Raw genomic sequence first — 20,472 nt, 5'->3', positions numbered from 1 at the left:
GATGTTCTCGATGAATACTCACCTTTGGTATGGATGGTGCTTAGTAGAGAGGTGAGCTATAATGTTTGATTTTTAAAAAATTGTAGAGATAAGTCCTTGACATGAAACTTAAGTTGTAACTATAATAGTTACATATTAAAAGTTGTAACTGTAGTAGTTACATAAAAGTGGGAAGGGGTCTTGTTTGATCAAAGTAAGAGAGCGTTGTGTGTATTGCATTGTGTGTTATGAACCGACTATGTCCGTCATTCAATGTCAAATGTGAAGTCAAGGTTTGAAATGTAGACATCGTAGGAGCAAAAGCTAGATTAAAATGTAATATCCAAAAAGGGTAAGCAAAACGCTAACCCAAAAAGCAAAATCTAAAGAGCAAAATCCAAAAAGCAAAGATAAGACGTTTAACCAAAAATGCAAAACCAAAATTAAAAACATACTGCACTGTGCCTTATTAATCTAACTGGCGACAGTATTATGAGAGGAAGATGAATAAAGTGTTTCGTAAAAAATTATCCATTGGAGTCATGCTACTCCTCAGTATCATGTTAATTTTGAGCGCTTGTACAAGTACAGCAAGTAAAACCGAAAATACGACAGACACCTCGTCCAACGTGGCCGGTGCTAACAATACAACGGGCGATGAAGCAGATACATCAACGTCTGAGCTTAAAGTGACCACATTTAATCCAGGGGAGAAAAGTATTTTTGGTGTTTCCTCTAACCTGATTGAAGGGCCTACTGAGGTGGTGCTCGTCGATGCCCAGTTCCAGAAGAATGATGCGGAGCAACTGGTGAAAATGATTAAGGATACAGGTAAGAAACTTACGACCGTATTTATCAGCCATAAAGATCCAGATTATTACTTCGGTCTGTCGGTCATCCGTGAAGCATTCCCAGATGTGAAGATTGTCGCAACGCCGGGAACAGTGGAAGGCATTAAGGAAACGATCCAAGTGAAGAATGATTACTGGAACCCAATTCTGAAGGAAAATGCGCCAACAGCACAGATTGTTCCTGATGTCTTCGACGGCAAACAGTTCACAGTAGATGGACAAGCCGTTGATATCATTGGTCTGGATGGTTCTGATCCGTCGCACACCTTCCTGTGGATCCCATCCATTAAAACGGTTCTGGGCGGCGTTCCTGTGTACGAGAACGTACATGTCTGGATGGCAGATAATCAAACACCAGAGAGCCGTAATGAGTGGCGTGAACTGTTGGATGAAATTACTGCTCTGAACCCTGAGCGAGTGATCCCAGGTCACTATGTGGGAACCAGTGCCGGAGATCTATCCAGTGTAACGTTTACCCGCGATTATATTGCAAAGTTTGAAGCAGAAGCAGAGAAAGCCAAAGATTCCAAAGAGCTAATTGCAACAATGGAAAAGGCGTATCCGGACTTCACCAATACAGGTGATTTGGAAACGAGTGCTCAGGTGATCAAAGGTGAAATTTCTTGGCCATAAGAGGACATAAATTAAGGCATGGTTTTTTCCATGGTTAGATTGATGAATCTTGTTCTAATATGGCATAGGCAGTGAACTCAAGAGCAACATCTGCCCCTTTAGTTAGGGGAGGGGTGTTGTTTTTGTGTTTGGATGTGGTGGGTGAGCGTCCACCTTAGCTGGGGCTGGTTCATTTTGGCTATGTATTTTCAACCGATCTATGCGGGAATATTCTATAAGGGGTTTCTTTTACGTCCCAGGTGTGATAGAACAGAGAAGTGGCTATCCTATATGGATAAGCGGTTGTGAATCGGGAGCATAGCTGGTTACAGAAAGGATGCTTGAACGGATGTACGTTGTATGCAAAGAACACGTGGACATTGCGATCGACAAGTTTGTCGATGAGTATGAGGACGCTCCAGATATCGTGGATTTGAAGGAGACGGAATTTGCCGACTGGGATCCGCCTGCGAAGTGCGCTGAGTGCGAGCAGCATGCGGAATTTCTTGTCGTTTAGCGTACTGTAGGAATTGAAGGCGGCAGAAGGCGTCACTATAGGTGGCACTTCTCCGCTGGAACTCACTTTCCATCCGGTATGAACATCACAGCAAGGAGCGAAGAGAGCGTGTTGAGCGCTCTTTTTGCTTTTTTGGTAGGAGAAGATGGGGCGTTGGAGTGATGGGGTGGGGACGAAGAAGCCTAAGTGCAACATGTGCGTGTCCTGTCTGGCGTGCGCCTTAACGAGTTGGTCGTGGAAGATGGCTAGCGCCTTGCCGATCAACAATGAATTGAGGTAATAATGATAGGGTGCTTAGCCGCGTAGTGGAAGCCTACTTTGAGGTGGGAGTTGTGTCGGGTGAGTGATAGCGTTGTGTGCTGTAGTATGGTGGTAACTTTGCAGTAGCATTATAGTAGCTGTGCAGTAGAGTAACTGTGGAGCTCTAACGAATCTGAGACCTCTTATATGGTGCTAATACTCCCTGGTTGAAATCTAACGAATCGCAGGCATGCTATTTTAATGAAATGACCTTGAAAGTGGTGGGAAACGCTTGTTTCTACTGCGATAGCGTGTGTGAGATTCGTTAGATTTTATAAGAAGCTAAAATGGGCTAAATAAGGTGTGTGGGGTTCGTTAGAATATTGGGATGCGAAGATATAACGTGTAGCTGAAACAGGTAGATTAAACGATGCGGTGATGCATCTTACTTATAGATTCTTTTGCAGGACATTTAGGAGGAATGGATATCCATGTTGATTCAAATTATTGGCGTAGGCAAATTGAAGGAAAAATATTTAACGCTCGGCATTCAGGAATATGCCAAGCGGCTCGCCCCGTACATCAAGTTTCAGATGATCGAGGTCCCAGATGAGAAAGCGCCCGATACCCTGAGCGAAGCAGAGGTACGGGCGGTGAAGGAGCGCGAGGGCGAACGCATCCTCGCGCATGTGAAGAGCGAGGCGCATGTTGTCGCGCTCGCATTGGATGGCCAGCTCTGGAGTTCCGAGGAGCTGGCTATGGAGATCGACAAGCTCGGCACGTATGGGACGAGCCATGTCGTGTTTGTCATCGGAGGAAGCCATGGGCTCTCCGATGAGGTGCTGCGCCGCGCGAAGCAGCGCTTGAGCTTCGGGCGCATGACCCTGCCGCATCAGCTTATGCGGCTGGTGTTGGCGGAGCAGATTTATCGCGCAGTGAAGATCAATCGGAATGAACCGTATCGCCTTTAAGGGTAAAATAGAAAGGGACTCCATAATGGAATCCCTTTCTATTTTCAAATTAATACTTGGATCAAGCATCCACGGTTCAACCGGAGCAATGAAGTCCAATGTTTTGCCCGATGACAGGCGTTCAAGTAAGTCGAAGGAGTGTCGGGCCTCATCTTCAAATGTGAAATCGAAATGTAAGTTTATTTTTTTCACCTGCCGTCCTAAACTACGGGGAGCTTCCATAGTAATTTGGATACTCTCGACCATCAATCGCAATAGAACTTTTTGTTCTTCGGCATCCAAAGTAATCAATTTGTCTTTTATGAGTATTAGGAGATTATACAGAGCATCTGCATCTACTAAAGTACTGTTGTCCTCGGCAATCTTTGCTTCCACAGCTTCAAGGTTTTTGTGTAACTGTTCATGTTTCGTATGGACTTTCATAAGCTCAGGCTTGAGAATAGGGACTAGCTCAAGATTTTCCAGTAGTTTGTCTTTGAGCTTTTGAAGCTTCTTGCTTGCAGTGTTCAGCTCATCCAAGATAGCTTTCTTCTCTGCCTGCAAGGGAGCATCTGTATGGGAGCGAATCTTGTTAATATTATATGCCAATTGATGAGTGATTTCTGGTCGAGAAGCGATACGGACAAGATCCTCAAGCAACTGCTTCTCGGCCACATCCGCTCGAATACTATTGGAGCGACAAACAGTTTTTCCTTTGTTATGAAATTGTCCGCAGATATAGTATCGATATGTTTGTCCTTTTGATGGCCCTGTGCGAACAGAGAAGATTAACCAGATTGACAGCATGGTTGTGGACAAGAGCAACAACATCTATTTCCTAGATAGTCAGAAATTGAAGATACGTAAATTTAACAGTTCTAACGGAACGATAGAGACATTCAAAACGATCAATCAGGATTTCAATTGGAACTACAAGGATGCCGACGGGAAAACGAAACACTATGACTATAAAGACCTGACGCCCCTCAAACTTGCCTATAATTCAGCGAGTGGCAAACTGTATCTCGCCGCAATAGTATTTTCAGGACATTCAACTGCCACAATCCTTTACGACATCACCAACAGCATCAGCGTAGCTACGTATGATGTTAACCATGTCGCAGCCCGTTATATGGACTTCATTGCGTTCCCCGATGCTGAGAGCGTTATGTATGGTGTCACAGCCAGTCACGAATTGAATATCTTTGAAGGGAAATTGAATCAATCGCAAGTCGAGCAAGTAGTCAGTAGTACGACCTACAACGCAATTGATCTGACGGACTACTATGGATATGCTCCTGTAGCAGCCGCACATGCAACAGCTAACAATCTATATGTGTTTGGCCGAAGTAAGATGTATGATCTGCAAAGGTTTCCTGTGAAAGTGAAAAAGATCGTTGAGTATGATGGTAGCCGGTATGATAGCGTTTCTACTTACAACGGGAAAATGTACATGACTATGGCTGACACTGTCTACGAGATGGCAACAGACGGTAATATGATTACATTCGTAAAAGGAAATGTTATTTTTTATGACGACAACAGCAAGTCCATCCGCAGAATCAATCTGTAGCAATATTTTATAAAACGGGCTGAAACCAGTCCGTTTTTTATCAATGACGGAGGCGACAAGATGAATCATCGTAAACTGGAAGACTCAGATATTTGGTATGTGCTGTCTCAGTTGAATGAAGAAAATACGGATGATGTGCCAACTACTGAAGAAATGATTATGGGGATATCCGAAGGGGAGTTGTCCTTATTCATTGGCAAGAATGAAGATACATATCTACAAAAATGGAGAGAGGACAGTGCATGGAACTGGGCAGCGTTTATCTTTGATTTCTACTGGTTGCTCTACAGAAGAATGTATAGGTACTTCTTTATCTACCTAGCAGTGGTTTACTTTAGCATTTATTTAATTGGAACTATGGTATCAAACATGTCTAACTCATTGGTCGCCCCAGTAATAACAGGTACAGTCATGTATAGTATCTTCAAAGTGATAATCGGTACAACAGGCAATCAACTTTACTTACGTCATACCAAACGTAAAATTGACCGTGTCCACCAAGTTGTTGAACATGTCTTATCAGGCGAACGTGATATTGTCAAAGCAGGAGGCGTCAATCTAGCTCTACCTTTTATACTAATTCTTCTGCCAACCCTCATTGCCATCATAAGCTTTATGTTTAATTTCTTTACAACTTTCCGAGCTGTTTCAGATAGTCTGAGTCAAAATATACGAAGAGAGCAAACTGAGAATATGAATACATCTCTGGCAACAACGGTGAACTCTACATCTAGTGACACAACTGAGTACAAGAAAGAATGGACAGCTATTGCAACTGAGATCAACGGTTATAACTGGAGTGAAATGGTAGGGTATGAACGTCTGGTGGTTATCGTTGCAGGCTTGATGAAGAGCTGGGAACAAGAAAATTTACAAGTGGATGGCACTCCAATTATTATAGATCAGGATTCTCCGATTATAACTGAGCTAGTGATTGCCCTATATGGGGACAGCAAATATGCCCATATGAATCTGATTGAAATTATGGGAGTGATTAAAGGACAATTACAACAGGCAGAAAACTCTATAGATGTAAGTGATGCTCTCGATGAAGATTTGTACTATGCTGTAGCCGATGATAATTATAATGAAGTAGTCCGTTTGCTGGATCAAGGGGCCGATCCTGCCAATTCTTCATCAATAATAGCGGCTGCCCGTAATAAAAACGTTGCTTTGATAAGCCTCTTAATTCAGTACGGTGCTGATCCAGATTACTTTTTCAGAGGAGAAACCCCGTTGTCCATACTTGTTCAGGATGATGAAGTAGAGTTAGTGAGCCAATTGCTTGATCATGGAGCAGATCCTGAAATGGGAACCCCTTTATCCTCACCGCTCCAAATTGCAGTAGAATTAGGCTCAATTAACATGGTGCAGCTATTGCTAAAACACGGAGCTGATAGTAACAGATTTATCGAAGGAGAGAAGAGTATACTTCAGATTGCTGAGGAATTAGGACATACGGAAATCTATCAATTGCTCAAAGAACAGGAACATTGATATTATTTATTCAGGACTGTGTTACAAAATAGGATTTTATACAATAAATAGATTGAGTTATGCAAGAGATCATCATTTTTCGTCTTGGATGAAGGTTAGCAAGCTGTAATTATGGCTTTTTTGTAGTGTTTTTGTAGGTGGTTCGAGGAAGCCAAGGCCTTTAATTAAAATTACTACCAAGTTGTTTCTCAGAAGCACAGTAATTCATTCTTTAAGTAAAATTGTCATTATAAAGGCTTTCTGACGAACTTGTTACTCTCAGCACAGAAGATTAAAATACTCCAGAAGCGGGGCTGATTTGTGAGAAAGACTTTCTGAATATGCACTATGTAATAAAGAATGATAATCTGAGAGGGAAGCTTGAAGAAGACAGCGTGAGGATACGGATAGATTAATGTGGATGAATAATATAAACAGCGGAGAGGATGCAGTTGTCTTTTCCGCTGTTTGCTGTCTATAGTCTATCGCCGCGAGGTTGGGTATTCTGAATAGTACCTCTGTTACAAAATAATTAAAAAGCGAATATATGAAATAGTATAATTAGGTCAAGCCTGAGCGTGAGCAAGGATATGGGCCAGTATATGTTGAATTTATATATAATTCGCTGAAAAGTGGGGGTGGCGGAGAGCTGCCTACAGTTTCATTCACTTACCGCCCAATAATCCCATCACAGGGTGGTATTTACACTTTTTCCCTAATGGGGTACTATGGACTATATTCGGAGGATTTGTAGGGCAAATTAACTACTAAGCTGGATACAATCCAACGGAAAGAGGTAATTATTATGGAATTCGCTTTAGAGATGGAAATGATCCCTATCATTAAGTCCCAATACGAGACTTTACTAAATAAAGAGGTGGACAGCTTGATTGCTGTTGCAGAAGAGCTTCCAGTGAATCATCGAATTGTCGATCTCTTGTTTGCTCCGATACATGCGGATACAAACACTTTAAACAACAATGATTACAAACGCTCTTTAAAAAAGCTAAACATGTCTCAGCTAGATGTCTTAGCTATTTTTATGACACACCAAAAGGGGATATCAATACAGCGGCTGAGCAAAATTTTGAGGATGAAACCTGAAAGAATTAAGGATTCTTACTTAAATCGTTTCTTGGAACTTGAACTGGTTCAGCGGATATCCAAATATACCTATTCTTCAACGGGCTGGTCCACTGTTTCGCCAACATATGTTGTAGCTATAGAAGCCAAACTTGTTAAGTGGCAAGAAGCATTAGATCAAGCAGTATATAACTTGAATTTTGCTGATTACTCTTACGTGGCTATGGATCAGGGAATGCAGTTCAAACCGGAAATTGTGCAGAAATTTATGGATGCGAATATTGGTTTGATGAGTGTAAGTGCTAACAGTACAGTCACAATTCTTTTTGAGCCTAAAAAGAATAAGTCATATAAGTACTCTGATTTCAGACTTCAAAGACTTCGACTTTGTAGAGATTTAATATGCCAAAATTCTAAATGGGGCTTTATTCAATAAACAAGGGGAAATTTTGATGAGCAAACCATTTACTCCTGAGATTACAGTTGATGAACTCAACGGCACTTCTATAGGAGAGCAATTCTTGTTCCTTTCTCCGATTGGTGATGGAGGTCAGGGGACGGTATTTAAAGCAGTACTTAGTCATGATTCTCAAGAGATAGCTGTAAAGGTGTATTCACCAGATCAACTTATAAAACGTGCTGAACTTGAAGTTGCCAAACTTGAAAAAACTAAGTCCCCGCACTTAGCAAGATTAGTTGACCATGGAAGCTTAGCTCTGAGAGGAAGGGAATGTTTTTTTGTTGCTACAGAATATGTGCCTGGAACAGATCTCAAGAAGTATTTAGAGAAGGCCACTCTTAGTCAATCTGAAGCGGCTAAACTCCTTAAGCAGATGTTGTTTGCAATAGAAGAAATGTGGGAGTTAAGAATTGTCCACTGTGATATTAAACCGGCAAATATCATGTGTTCTATTTCGGGTGAGTTTCAACTTATAGATTTAGGTCTAGCCAAGCACCTTGACACTCAGACGATTACAATGGCTGGGATGATTATGGGTACACTGGGATACATGGCTCCTGAACAGCTTCGCGGACGAAAGAATTTCACATTAAGAGTTGACCTTTTTGCTTTGGGGATTGTTGTTTATGAAGCTTTGGCAGGAGTACATCCATTCCATAAGAATCAGTTCCATATTGGGAATATGGAACCACTTCCCTTGAGTGAATTTGTAGAGGTGGACTCGCGGCTTGAACAAGCTCTTAGGTGGATGTTACAGGCCAACCCAGTAAGAAGGCCGTCATCATGTAAACAAATTCTAAGTCTTATCGAAGAGGTGATTTGATGTTTTTACTCAATGTTGGCTACAAGTGGACTAATCATGATCGTGTTGATGGTGTGGTGATTAATGCAAGCGGTGTACATAAAGCACAGGCCACAAGAAGAAATTTGTCAGTCACACCTGATTGCTTGCTCTTTGATCCCCAGTTATATCTATCTGGTTTAAATTTTGATAATTGCAATAATACATGTGCTAGATTATCGACATATCCCTGGTTTGGGGGAGTGAGTACGAGTTTGATAGTCAAATTCAAACTCAAAGAGAATGGTTTGATGACCACAAAACATCTATGGCATGGCCATATACTTTGCCTGTTATAAAAGAGGAAATACTTGATAGCTTGAGAGGCTGTTTTGATTTCCAAGTAGGCCTTGGTGTGACTCATTTAATAATTCCTACACCATTAGTTGAAGACTCCGAGGATGAATTTGCACTTCAACTCAATTGGATTGACGCCGCGATAGAACTAAAAGCAGAGTATGATCACAGTATGTTAGCAACAGTTGCCTTCACGGATAACATTGTACTTCATCAAAATCCACTCGAAAATAAAGTCATTCAAACTATTATTGATAATCTTTCAGCAAGAGAAGAACTGGATGGTATCTATGTGCTTCCTGTACAAACGGGAAATGGCTCTATTAGAACTAATCACAAAAGAGTTGCTGAAACTCTTCTTTATATCAGTCATATTGTAGGGGCTCAAAATGAAAAGATTGTTATGGTGAATTTCGCTGACGCATTCGGCTATGCTTGTTTAGCCGTGGGGGCTACAGGTTTTGCGGGTGGCTATACGAATAAAACTAGAAGAATGAATCTGGATGATTTCCTTGAAGAAGGTGGAGGGGGAGCCTACCCAAGATTTTATTCTCATACACTTTTGCTTGAATTTTTGACAGATCGTGATCTATCTAAGTTAAGGGATGGCAAATTATTAAGGCTCTTAATGAATGATCATACAGAAGCGAGCGAAGATTTATTGAACGCTTTGAAAGATGGATTATCAGCCAATGATGTACCATTATGGCGTGAAAGTTTGAACAACGTTACTACGGCCACAATTCATAAAATTGAAAGGTTAGTTAGAGCGAGTAACGAGTTATCGACTATTGATCTGTCAGACATGCAGGCAAGATTTGATTATACCCTTGAATGGCTCCAATCTGCCGAAGCAAACCAACTGTTGTTACAATCAAGATTCAGCACAGCACCATTAGAAGATGATGGTCGACATATTGCTGTTTGGACAAAGGCATTTGAAGAATTCATGGATAACATTTAGGGAGAGGGGGAAGCCCCTCTTCTTTTTTCAACTTTCCATTTGCGAAGGAGATGTATGATTTGGTAATGGATGAGAGGTCAATGCAAGCGGCGGTCAAAACAGCAAAAGAGCGTATTAGTGAAAGTACAAAGGCTGAACTAATTGCTCGCTGTACTACATCCAATGTTGAGTACGTTACTGAGGCAGGTGAATTTTTATTGAAAATGAATTCCGGAAGGGATAAGTATGAAGTTGCATTAGATGAAGAATCCATTGCTCTTAACTTCTTGGAATTTGATTTTGAGAGATACACTGTCTTAAAACACTATACAGCAATATGCTCATATGAAAATAAAATGATAGAGGCCAGCATTGAACATGTATACATTAGCCAACATAACGGTTTTATTAACCGAAGATTGTTTGGTGAATTCCAATCTACATTAGCAAGTGAACCCATTGTTTTAAGCCAGGAAAGTGACATTGGGCATGTAACCATTGAATTAAGTGGCTGGTCAAAAGAACTATCTTTGTTAATGAAAAAAGAAATGAGAAGAAATTCTCCTGTTTCTATAAAAATCAGGGGAGTAAATATAAATCAACATGACAAGGCAGTAGAACTATTAAAAAGAATTAGTGATTCACTTTTTTTCCAAATTGACTTGAGATTTAAACTTCCTTTGATGCTTTCTAAGAGAAGCTCAATTGGGATAGGCGGTGTAATGCCTCAGAAAGCCAATGTTGCTGAGTTGAAGTTTCCAAAGATGAAATATAACAATGATGCTATTTCTTTGTATTGGTACGCTAGAAGTGCTACAAAGATGCCTTTGTTACAATATCTTGCTTTCTATCAGGCAATTGAATTCTATTTTCCAATGTACACTGAACTTGATGCAAAGAAGATGTTGAAGAAAATATTAAAAAATCCAGTTTTCGATGAAGACAAGGATGAGGATTTAACAAAATTAATTACTATGATTCGACCAAGATTAAATGGCAGAGGGTTTGCTAACGAGAGAACACAATTGTTATCAACCTTAAGAGAGTGTGTGAACCCTGATGAAGTCAGAGATTTTCTAAGGGGTACTAAAAAGAGTGATTTTTTCTCTATGAAGAATGAGCAAGGAAAGCACAGTAAGCAGATTTCATCTGTTCCGCTCACTCAAAATCAAGATGATGACGAGCTGATCAATAACCTAAAGGAGCGGATATATGATATACGTTGTAAAATTGTCCATACAAAAGCCAGTGACGTAGATCAAAACGTTGAGATGATCTTACCTTTTTCAAAACAAGCTGAGTATTTGACGTATGACATTGAGTTAATTAAGTTAGTGGCTCAACAGATTATTATGGCCAGTGGAAGTCCTATGTTTTAATTTATTATTAGGAAACGATGATATGAATAGCTTTTAATGTTTTATTGCAAACACTTTTCATGCAGGCATTCAAAATTGTAGAAGGAGAAAGAGATGAAGATTAACTACTATCTCAAAGCTAACCCGTTGATTCGCCGGCCTTTCAATCAAGAAGTGACTTCTTATATAGAAGATTGTAAGGTCAAATGGGAGGCTAACGAAAGCGGACTTTTCAAAGGGGTTTGTATTTCAGTAAGCAATGTTGAAGTGATTGGTAAGAATGAAGATGGATTTGTTTTTAAAGAACAAGACAACCTAGAAATGAGGGTCTATAGAATAGCTTCGTTCTGTTCTAATTCGGTTTATGTCCAAACAAAACTTCAATTGTTGGATGCCGAGTCACTGTTTTTGGAAAGCCCTACCTACGAGGCGGAAAACACTGAAGAAGAAGAGCTTTTAAGGAGTGAAACTCTTATTGGCTACAGTTCTATTGGGGGAATGCTGAACATTCCAGATAAGCTTGATCCTGAAATGTTTATGAATCAAGATAAATTTAATTATTCATCTGTTCTAGCAACTTATACTGATGCACTACGCATACAAAATCCACTTAGGCGATTTGAGCAATTTTTTAAAGTAATTGAGCACTTTTTTGATACAAGTATTAAAGAATTCGATAGGTTAGTATTTGATAAGAAAGTTGCCGAACATGCTTCTCAATATAATGCATTTTTTGATGAGGAGAAAATAAAGGGATTGAGAGAAAGTAGAAATCGTTGTATACATCCACAAGCGAGATTAGGACCTCACAATTCAGAGAATTTGATCTCGCGAAGAACTATTTCAACTCAATTAAACGACATACAGCTTTTAGCGGAAATTTTTTTAGAGCATCCGGTTATTGAATTATGAGTTACAATAAATTGTATGAAGATGCACTCACGCAAGTAATATAACTATGTGTGAGTGCTGTCCATAATATAACCATTTATTTGTGGTATGGATGATTGTTGATGATGCGATAAGCTCGATAAATTTGTTCAACCAGAACGGTTGTTTGTAACCCGAAGTCCATCTCCATCTGACTCAGTGTCAGAGTTTCATTGTATTCAGATGGATTTGCACCAACAACTATGGAGATGTCAGAGACGCCTGACGATGCGTTTTGATCGAGCTTAACCGCCAGTTCTTCCGAAGAAATGCTCTTACCCAAAGTTGTGATGACTATAACGAATGAGTTGGGATTCAATTTCTTTTGCAGATCGTCTATCTTCTTCAACTGAACAAGCTTAATACTACAGTAGCGGCTCAGTCGCTTCTCATATTCTTTAGTGGCCTCAAGATAGAACTTTTCCATCTTGTCTCCGACAGCATACACACTGATCTTCATATAAAAGCTACCTCACGTTCTTAAAGATAATGATAAAAGTTCACCATCATCTGGCTGAATTTTATCCGGCAAATTCAATTTAGCTTTTTAAGCAGTCAGTTCAGTATCAGTCTTCTAGACGTGTCTACCTCCAAGCTTGAGAGGCTCCAGATCCATCTGAACGGCCGCGATCTTGACACCTATTCAAGTAAAGAAGCTCTGATATGTCATGCAATGGACGGGTTAGCGGCACATAGGTTGAGAAACACCAATATGTCGATCTTACCTCTTAGATTTAAATAATGTGCTTAGTATATCATTGCCGTTAGGTTGTAAAGCACATATAAAGCAGACACGCGAAGTGAACTTGTCATCTATAAACCATTATATGATAGCATAGTATAGTAGCAGATTCATATAGGGATTCTATAATACTCATCACATTCATAGGCAGTTAGCTTACGCTGAACAGATATTGTGAAACTAATTCATCAACACTATAGAATACGTTTTCTAGGAGGATACGATGTTAACAACAGTAGCTGACTTGCTTAAGGACTTAATGGATAAGGAGAAGGAAACAATAAAGAACTTCGAATTTGTAAAACATGGTTCCATGATTGGTCAAATGTATGAAGGTCTGACAACTGATATACTAGAAAAGAGTTTACCGAAAAATTTAGATATCCGTGTTGTTTCCGGTATGATTAAGAATAGTAAAGGGGAGTTAAGTCACCAAACAGACTGTATGATTGTGGAAGGTGAAGGGGAAAAGCTTCCTTATTCTAATGATTATGTGTACTCTTGTTCTCAGGTATTAGCGGTTATTGAAGTGAAGAAGAATTTATATCTCGATGATTTAATTGACTCACATCAAAAGATGAGAAGGATTTTTGAAATTAGTGATCATGATCCTATAGAAATACATCCTGTAAGAGATGCATATAAGCAGATTGTAAAAAAGGAATTACCAGAAAAAGCACAACTTGTGAACTTGAATCTAACAGAGCAAATGTTATATCACACTCTTATTATTGAAGAGTTATTACCGCTTAGAATAGTTTTTGGATATTACGGTTATTCATCTGAATATAGTTTAAGAGAGTCTTTTATTAACTATCTTGATGACAACATGAGCCCTGATTCTATGAATATAAAGAAGGGGTTCGGGCCTATAAATTTCCCGAATTTAATCGTGGCTAGGAATAGTTCTCTCGTGAAATTAAACGCAATGCCTTACATTGGAAATGTCGATAAAAATGATTTTTGGGATGTATATGCGAGCTCATCACACAATCCATTACTACATTTATTAGAACTGTTGTGGACAAGATTAACTTATCGATATAATATTTCAAGTGATATTTTTGGAGAAGACTTGGAAGCCGAAGTATTGCATCGTTATATTTCTGCCCGACCTAAAAAAATCGGTAACCAAACAGGATGGGAATATAATTATCATTATGTTGAGAAAAAAGATTTAGAAGAAAGAGTGGACATGTATGAATGGACTCCTGCTGAACTTGATGATCAAGAACATATGATTATCAATTGGCTTTGTTATGGAGAGATTTTAAATGTAGATGAAGATATTTTCGTTGACTGGCTAAAGAAAGAAAATCGTGATTTAGATGATATTGTCACAAGCCTTCGTAAAAAGGGTTTAGCTTATTTAAATGATAAAAGAGAGATTGAACTATTGACTGATGAATGTCGTATTGTTTATTGTGGTGGAAAAACATATGCGGCAGAAGATAAAACTGGCAGGTTGACTCGATGGGCATTAAAGCAGAATAAGTAGAAATGAAAGGAGAGGCAACACACCTCTCCTTTTCCTTACTCTATTTTACCATATCAACCGATACGGTGAACCGTACCATAAGTAGGACGAAATTTATGATGTATATTCATTAGATCGTTTTGCCGAAATTCTTTAACTAACTCATTTAAAATGTTTTTAATTGAAATAACTTTTTGTCAATAAATGAATTCCGACGTGCTACTTCTATTCTAGTACTGACCTGATCTAATAGATCTAAAGAGTCTAAGTGTTGAATGGCATTTTTAGTTCTAGCGCTTCTTTCAGGATGGTGAATCAAGTAAAGCTGCTCTGACGACATTTGTTAGATTAGTTCAGTTCAGATACTAGCGTGAAGTTATTGATGAATCCTTCTTTTTGCAAGAAAACAGTCTCAATCTTGTCCGTTTTCATATCATAAAAATAAATACCTCGCTCGGTATTTCCATTTCCTTTTTCCCCGAGAAAATAAAACCCGTTACCGTCTTTGTCCAGAAATAGTTCACTGCTGGCTTTAATCGGAAGCTGAAGTTCCTTTCGTTGTCCTGTCTGCAGATCCACCAGACTATACCCGATAGGCATCTTATTAATGTATTTTGCAGTTGCTATGAGAAGCTGATTTCCTCTGGCAGATAGAGTGAGAATCTGTTCATCTTTAAGTTTAATTATTGCACGAGTTTGTTTCGATACGGGATCAATTTCGATAATGGTATGACTCGGTGGAACCATCGGTTTTTGGGTCTGATTTGACTTTTCCATCTGCTCGTATTGTTCATCCTCAGAATATTGAATGGCGTATCCTTTTTCTGTTTCCGGATCATAGGCGATGTCCCATGTGGTCGTATCTGAATCTTGTTCATTTAATATCGAGATTTTTTGAGTTGCTTTATCCAGAAACATGACTTTTACAGGGCGTTCTCCTTTTTGCACAGCAGCCATCATTAGTGTATTCTCAGTGACATCCGGGATAATTGAATTAATCGCAAATAAATTGGAGCTTAATTGCTGCACCTGCTGTGTTTTCATATCATAAGCGAATAACTCGTCGCCTTTACTTTTGCCTTCGCCCGAATAATAGGTGGTGTCTTCGGCCAAAGAAACTACGGTCAGAGGATATTGAGAGTTATATGGTAAGTCAGTCATTTTGTTGAGAGCTTTGGACTGTAAGTCGTATGTATACACATTCATTTTCATTCCATCATTGGGATCTGTTCCATTGACGTATTCGGTGTTAGTGATGGAGAGATATTCACGGGATTGTGAAACAGTATTTTTTATATCGACAGAAGGTTTTTTTACATTTGTTGCATCATTACTGCATCCTGAAATTAAAATGAGTAAAACAAACAAAAATAGAAAGAAGTAATTTTTCGAATACTCTATTCGCATAAATGATCACCCTTTTAAAAATTTGATAAGGAGGCGAAGAATTCCGCCCCCTCCTTTAATACTTTAAATTTAGAATGAGTAGAAGTATCTACCTTTAAATGAAAGAGAAGAAGACCATTTTAAATCAAATAGTTCTACACCTGTTTTCCAAATATCTAATGTAGCGTCAGGAAGTGCTCCGTTATCTCTTTTGGTAACATTAGCAAATACATTATTATCCAAGTTTCGCGCATCCAGTACCTGTTCATATTTAGGATTATCTATATCGCCCCTCGTTGCAGCATCACCTTTTTTGAGTGTATTGCTGTTTTCACCAGTAGTATCAGTGAAATTTGTAAAACGGCCTTCTCCAAGAACAGTACTGGATGTTATTGTGATTTTATTATTATTACTACCGTAAGTATAAGTACCGGCTGCCTTTCTAGTTCCTCTAGGTAATGCTTTATATGCTGCTAATGCGAAGACGTTTTCCTGAGGATATATAAATTCTTTTATATAACCTTCGCCATCGTATAAAACTCTCAACCCCGGTTGTGGAAGAGGATTTTCTATTTTATATACCGGTAAATCTTTAGCTTCTTCTTTGATTTGCTCAACAAATTCTTCTTCTGATTGTAGTTGTTCTATATCTACCTTTGCTGAACTGAACTGGGTTATTTGGCTTTGATAAATAGAAGGCAGTGTTACTAGTTTACCTTGGTCAATAACAATCATTTGGTTGGTTTCGTCATACTCTACTATGGTTCCTGGATTCATTTTAGTAGGAATTGTATTTGAAGAATCTATAGAATATGCAAAAGATGAAACGCTACCTACAAATAAGGATGCCGTAACCAATAAAGCTGTAACTACCTTTTTCATTGTGATCGTCCCTTCAAAATTTGGTATATTTGAAAGTTGGCCAACTGTTCAAAAATTGGTTTATAAGGATAATAAAGTGTTTACATTTTATATGTTATATATTATATATAAATTACATAATAAGTCAATAATTAAATATAATTCAATCGACTTTCGCATCTGTAAATTAGCTTGAATGGCTTGCCGTTGCAGGAATTGAAATTGTTTTTTTATTGCTTACCCCATCTCTTTGATTGGTGTCATGGAAGTGACTAGCAACCATGCATATAAAGAAATTGTTGAAAAAATGTGGTATGCATTGGGAAAATACTCGAAGCTGTTGACCTTCTTTGTTCTTTCCACTAGCTTCGTAATCGACTCAATGTAATGAATCTCTCAATATAAGTACGGCAGTTTAAAGCCTCTTCAAGAGGTGGATTTTTTGTTGTTTGAGTCCCCCTTGCTATTGTTAAAAGCTATAACCAGCCATGCATTTTTCATATAACTAGCATCCCACTTGATCATGCTATACTCAGGAAACTAAAAAGTTAGAAGGAGATTTTTTTATGATACCATTTCGTAATGATCATGTAGGTAGCTTTTTACGTCCTGCAAACTTAAGTCAGGCGCGTGAACAATATAAATCAGGCAACATCACATATGAAGAATTAAGAACTGTGGAAGATAAAGAGATTATTCGAATTATTGAACTGCAAAAGGAAAATGGCGTATTCGCAGTTACGGATGGTGAATTCCGCAGAAGCTGGTGGCACTTTGATTTTCTAGGTGGCTTGGATGGCGTAGAGTTATATGAGCAAATTGATGGACCTCAGTTCCATAACATGCAAACGCGCAAGGGCGGGATTCGTGTTGTTGGTAAGGTCGATTTCTCAAGTCATCCCTTTGTCGAGGATTTTAAGTTTTTGAAAAAGCACGCAGGTGACGCAGTGGCGAAACAGACCATTCCAAGTCCTAACATGCTCCTATACCGATTGGAGAATGGCGCCAATATCTATACGAACAGAGAGCAATTCCTTCAGGATACGATTGCGGCGTATCAAAAAGCTATTCAAGCCTTCTATGATGCGGGATGTCGATATCTGCAATTAGATGATACAGCATGGGCAGACTTATTCTCAGAAGCGGGTCATGATAAGTTCCGTGCTAAAGGCTTGGAACCGGCAGAAGAATTGAAAACGATGCAGCGGATGATTAATGAAACGTTAGCTCATAAACCGGCAGATTTAGTGGTGACGATGCATATTTGTCGGGGTAACTATAAGTCGAACTATTTCTCAACGGGTGGTTATGATTACGCTTCTGAAGTTATCTTTGGCGGCTTAAATGTAGATGGGTTATTTTTGGAATTTGATGATGAGCGCTCAGGTAGTTTCGAGCCATTAAAATATGTAAATCGTAAAGATTTGAAAATCGTGCTTGGTTTACTTACATCCAAATCAGGTGAGCTAGAGGATAAAGAACACATTAAAGCTCGGATCGCAGAGGCGGCAACCTATGTACCCCTTGAGCAACTCTGTTTGAGCCCACAATGTGGCTTTTCGTCTACGGAAGAAGGCAATATTCTAACGGAAGAACAACAATGGCGGAAACTTCGTTATGTGAAAGAAATTGCAGAAGAAGTATGGAATTAATAGCTATATATAAATTTAACTAAACATTTACACAAAACGGAGAGGGCAGAAAAAACCTGAAGAAGCGAAGCGCTCGCCTTTATACCCGGATTTTACCTTATAAAAAAGGAATCACAAAAATCTGGGGATAACAGCGATCGGAAGGTTATTCTGTCATTGGAGTGGCTAGTGTAAATATTTTTTCGTTCCATTTATATAACGGAGGGGATGTAAAATGACGATACAAGCAGACCAAGAGACAGTTATCGTTGAAGCGTTCATTAATGGTCAACATGTAGAATCCCTTTCGCAGTTGGCAAAAGAGAACCCAACAAACCCAACGGAGATCGTAGGCTATGTCCCTATCACTACGAAAGAACAAGCGGTTGAAGCGATTGAAGCGGCGGCAGGAGCTTTTAAAACTTGGAAGCAGACCTCCATAGATGAACGCATTATCATGATGCGCAAGGCAATCGAGAAGATTAGAGCAGCTGAGAATGAAATTGTTCATTTGCTGTCTAGGGAGCATGGCAAGCCCCTGTATGATGCACACGGTGAAATTTATGTATCGTTAATGTGGATGGAGTTTGCTTGTAATGAAGCTAAATCAGCTCTACAGGAAGAGATCCAAGAGCATGACCATGGTAAAACGATTCTTTCTTATGATCCAATGGGTGTGGTGGCAGCGATTAGTCCTTGGAACTACCCTATTGCTTTATCTACGATTAAGATCGCTCCTGCCTTACTTGCGGGCAACACGATTGTGCTCAAACCAAGTCCATTTGCACCATTAGCGGCGGCGAAAGTGGCAGAGATTATCGCGAGTGAGTTCCCGGCTGGTGTAATCAATGTCGTTTATGGTGATGCGGATGTGGGCGTTGAGCTGACTAGTCATCCTCTTGTGTCTAAAATCACCTTTACAGGTGGAACCGCAACAGCGAAGCATATTATCAAAGCTGCCTCGGAAACGATTAAGGATATGACGCTGGAGCTTGGTGGTAATGATGCGGCTATCTTCTTGGAAAGCTTTGATGTTCATGATGAGCGAGCAATGCGCCGGATTGTCATTTCTAATTTCTTGACAGCAGGCCAAATCTGTATGATCGCCAAACGTGTGTATGTACACCGTTCTATTTATGATGCGTTTGTGGAAAAATATATAGAGGCAGCAAATCGCTGGATTCGGATTGGTGATCCATTCGATTCTAATACGACGGTAGGTCCGGTTAATAACCTGAAGCAGCGAGATTATGTACAGGGTTTGGTTGAAGATGCGCAAAAGCGCGGGGCTAAGGTCATCCCTCTCGGTCAAATTCTGGATCAGAAGCTGTTTGAACAAGGTTACTACCTGCAACCTACGCTGGTTTTAGGTTGTGATGTTCATGATCCGATTGTGGTGGAGGAACAGTTCGGCCCTACGGTTCCGATTCTACCATTTGACGATGAAGAGCAGGTTATTCATCTACACAATGAAAGCATATATGGATTGACGAGTTCTGTGTGGGGAAAAGAAGAGGATGCCATCTCCGTCGCACGTCAACTTGAAGCTGGAACGACTATGATCAATACAGCTGCTGTACAGGGGCTCGACGTTCGATTCCCTTTCGGTGGCTTCAAGCAATCGGGTATTGGCCGTGAATACGGCACGGAAGGCATTCGCACGTACACAGAAAAGCATGTCATCAACGTACCGAAGACGCTGGATCTTCCTTATATACCAGAATAATAAAGAAGCCACTCCATTTTTTTGGGAGTGGCTTTGTACTTAGCTATAATACGATGAGCGGTGGCTATTTTCGACCTAGTGTCTCCCAAATTCCATGGAGCCAAGAGTCGAACTCAGCATCTTTGTCGCCTTCGTAGGTATCATAGATATCCAGACGTGTCTTTTGCAGTTTTTCCTTAAATTGCTCAAATGTGTGGCCTTCTGGAAGGCTTTTTTTAATCCGTAGCAAGATTTTGTTAAGACCTTTAAACAGATCGCCTTTGTTCTGGACAGGCATTTGTACATCTTCATCCAACTGTTTGAGCTTGCTATATGCGGCTTCGCGCACTTGAAACACTTGATCATTTTTCAAAACATTTTGCAGCAATTTAATGGTAGGGGCTGTATCCCAGTTTCCCAATTCGTTCACTGCATTCAGTCTGTCTCTCCAGCTTGAAGACCGATTAGCCGCTCGTTTGAGCTCTTCAAAGTTTTCCGGTAGTTCGTTAACTACTCCAATTTCATGGTTGTTCGTCAAAGTTCAATCTCCTTAATCATCG

General features: G+C 39.6%; 17 protein-coding genes. 13 read left to right on the top strand and 4 right to left on the bottom strand.

The window, feature by feature from the left end; genetic code table 11:
• Nucleotides 1-482 precede the first annotated feature (482 nt).
• The 10 genes from DMB88_RS29815 (at nucleotide 483) to DMB88_RS29770 (ending at nucleotide 12,092) form a co-directional block, all read left to right on the top strand.
• Complete coding sequence (locus DMB88_RS29815; RefSeq protein WP_254438399.1) at nucleotides 483-1,463, top strand: MBL fold metallo-hydrolase; 981 nt, start codon at nucleotides 483-485, stop codon at nucleotides 1,461-1,463.
• Between the two features lie 328 nt (nucleotides 1,464-1,791).
• Nucleotides 1,792-1,959 carry a CxxH/CxxC protein gene (locus DMB88_RS29810; RefSeq protein ID WP_082560598.1) on the top strand — a complete coding sequence of 56 codons (168 nt, stop codon included), beginning with the start codon at nucleotides 1,792-1,794 and terminating at the stop codon, nucleotides 1,957-1,959.
• Between the two features lie 731 nt (nucleotides 1,960-2,690).
• Nucleotides 2,691-3,170 carry a 23S rRNA (pseudouridine(1915)-N(3))-methyltransferase RlmH gene (gene rlmH, locus DMB88_RS29805; protein ID WP_128104205.1) on the top strand — a complete coding sequence of 160 codons (480 nt, stop codon included), beginning with the start codon at nucleotides 2,691-2,693 and terminating at the stop codon, nucleotides 3,168-3,170.
• A 751-nt stretch (nucleotides 3,171-3,921) separates the two neighbouring features.
• Nucleotides 3,922-4,722 (top strand): hypothetical protein, encoded by an 801-nt coding sequence (locus tag DMB88_RS29800; protein ID WP_128104204.1) that lies wholly within the window; start codon nucleotides 3,922-3,924, stop codon nucleotides 4,720-4,722.
• Between the two features lie 60 nt (nucleotides 4,723-4,782).
• Nucleotides 4,783-6,219, top strand: coding sequence for an ankyrin repeat domain-containing protein (locus tag DMB88_RS29795; RefSeq protein WP_128104203.1), 1,437 nt, complete (start codon nucleotides 4,783-4,785; stop codon nucleotides 6,217-6,219).
• 784 nt (nucleotides 6,220-7,003) lie between these two features.
• Complete coding sequence (locus tag DMB88_RS29790) at nucleotides 7,004-7,717, top strand: hypothetical protein (protein ID WP_128104202.1); 714 nt, start codon at nucleotides 7,004-7,006, stop codon at nucleotides 7,715-7,717.
• 16 nt (nucleotides 7,718-7,733) lie between these two features.
• Nucleotides 7,734-8,564, top strand: a complete 831-nt coding sequence (locus DMB88_RS29785; RefSeq protein ID WP_128104201.1) for a serine/threonine protein kinase — start codon at nucleotides 7,734-7,736, stop codon at nucleotides 8,562-8,564.
• Nucleotides 8,565-8,850: 286 nt separating this feature from the next.
• Entirely contained in the window at nucleotides 8,851-9,843 is a 993-nt protein-coding gene (locus DMB88_RS29780; protein ID WP_128104200.1) for a hypothetical protein, read from the top strand.
• A 59-nt stretch (nucleotides 9,844-9,902) separates the two neighbouring features.
• A complete protein-coding gene (locus DMB88_RS29775; RefSeq protein ID WP_128104199.1) occupies nucleotides 9,903-11,201 on the top strand; it encodes a hypothetical protein in 1,299 nt (432 codons plus the stop codon).
• 93 nt (nucleotides 11,202-11,294) lie between these two features.
• Entirely contained in the window at nucleotides 11,295-12,092 is a 798-nt protein-coding gene (locus DMB88_RS29770; RefSeq protein WP_128104198.1) for a hypothetical protein, read from the top strand.
• Between the two features lie 76 nt (nucleotides 12,093-12,168).
• On the opposite strand, the gene DMB88_RS29765 is transcribed toward DMB88_RS29770, so the two are convergent.
• Nucleotides 12,169-12,570, bottom strand: coding sequence for a 23S rRNA (pseudouridine(1915)-N(3))-methyltransferase RlmH (locus DMB88_RS29765; protein WP_128104197.1), 402 nt, complete (start codon nucleotides 12,568-12,570; stop codon nucleotides 12,169-12,171).
• Nucleotides 12,571-13,075: 505 nt separating this feature from the next.
• Here DMB88_RS29765 and DMB88_RS29760 point away from each other — a divergent pair.
• Nucleotides 13,076-14,350 (top strand): DUF6602 domain-containing protein, encoded by a 1,275-nt coding sequence (locus DMB88_RS29760; protein WP_128104196.1) that lies wholly within the window; start codon nucleotides 13,076-13,078, stop codon nucleotides 14,348-14,350.
• 327 nt (nucleotides 14,351-14,677) lie between these two features.
• On the opposite strand, the gene DMB88_RS31670 is transcribed toward DMB88_RS29760, so the two are convergent.
• Both DMB88_RS31670 and DMB88_RS29750 read right to left on the bottom strand, forming a co-directional pair.
• Nucleotides 14,678-15,736 (bottom strand): hypothetical protein, encoded by a 1,059-nt coding sequence (locus tag DMB88_RS31670; RefSeq protein WP_254438398.1) that lies wholly within the window; start codon nucleotides 15,734-15,736, stop codon nucleotides 14,678-14,680.
• A gap of 69 nt (nucleotides 15,737-15,805) precedes the next feature.
• Entirely contained in the window at nucleotides 15,806-16,597 is a 792-nt protein-coding gene (locus DMB88_RS29750; RefSeq protein ID WP_128104195.1) for a hypothetical protein, read from the bottom strand.
• Nucleotides 16,598-17,142: 545 nt separating this feature from the next.
• On the opposite strand from DMB88_RS29750, the gene DMB88_RS29745 reads away from it, so the two are divergent.
• A complete protein-coding gene (locus DMB88_RS29745; protein ID WP_128104194.1) occupies nucleotides 17,143-18,228 on the top strand; it encodes a 5-methyltetrahydropteroyltriglutamate--homocysteine S-methyltransferase in 1,086 nt (361 codons plus the stop codon).
• 214 nt (nucleotides 18,229-18,442) lie between these two features.
• Nucleotides 18,443-19,933: an aldehyde dehydrogenase family protein gene (locus tag DMB88_RS29740; RefSeq protein WP_128104193.1), complete on the top strand. Its 1,491-nt coding sequence runs from the start codon at nucleotides 18,443-18,445 to the stop codon at nucleotides 19,931-19,933.
• Nucleotides 19,934-19,997: 64 nt separating this feature from the next.
• Here DMB88_RS29740 and DMB88_RS29735 read toward each other — a convergent pair whose 3' ends face one another.
• Entirely contained in the window at nucleotides 19,998-20,450 is a 453-nt protein-coding gene (locus tag DMB88_RS29735; RefSeq protein ID WP_128104192.1) for a HEAT repeat domain-containing protein, read from the bottom strand.
• Nucleotides 20,451-20,472: the final 22 nt, after the last annotated feature.

The sequence above is a fragment of the Paenibacillus sp. DCT19 genome (genome assembly GCF_003268635.1).
GTDB lineage: Bacteria > Bacillota > Bacilli > Paenibacillales > Paenibacillaceae > Paenibacillus.
This window is presented reverse-complemented; position numbering and strand designations above follow the sequence as displayed.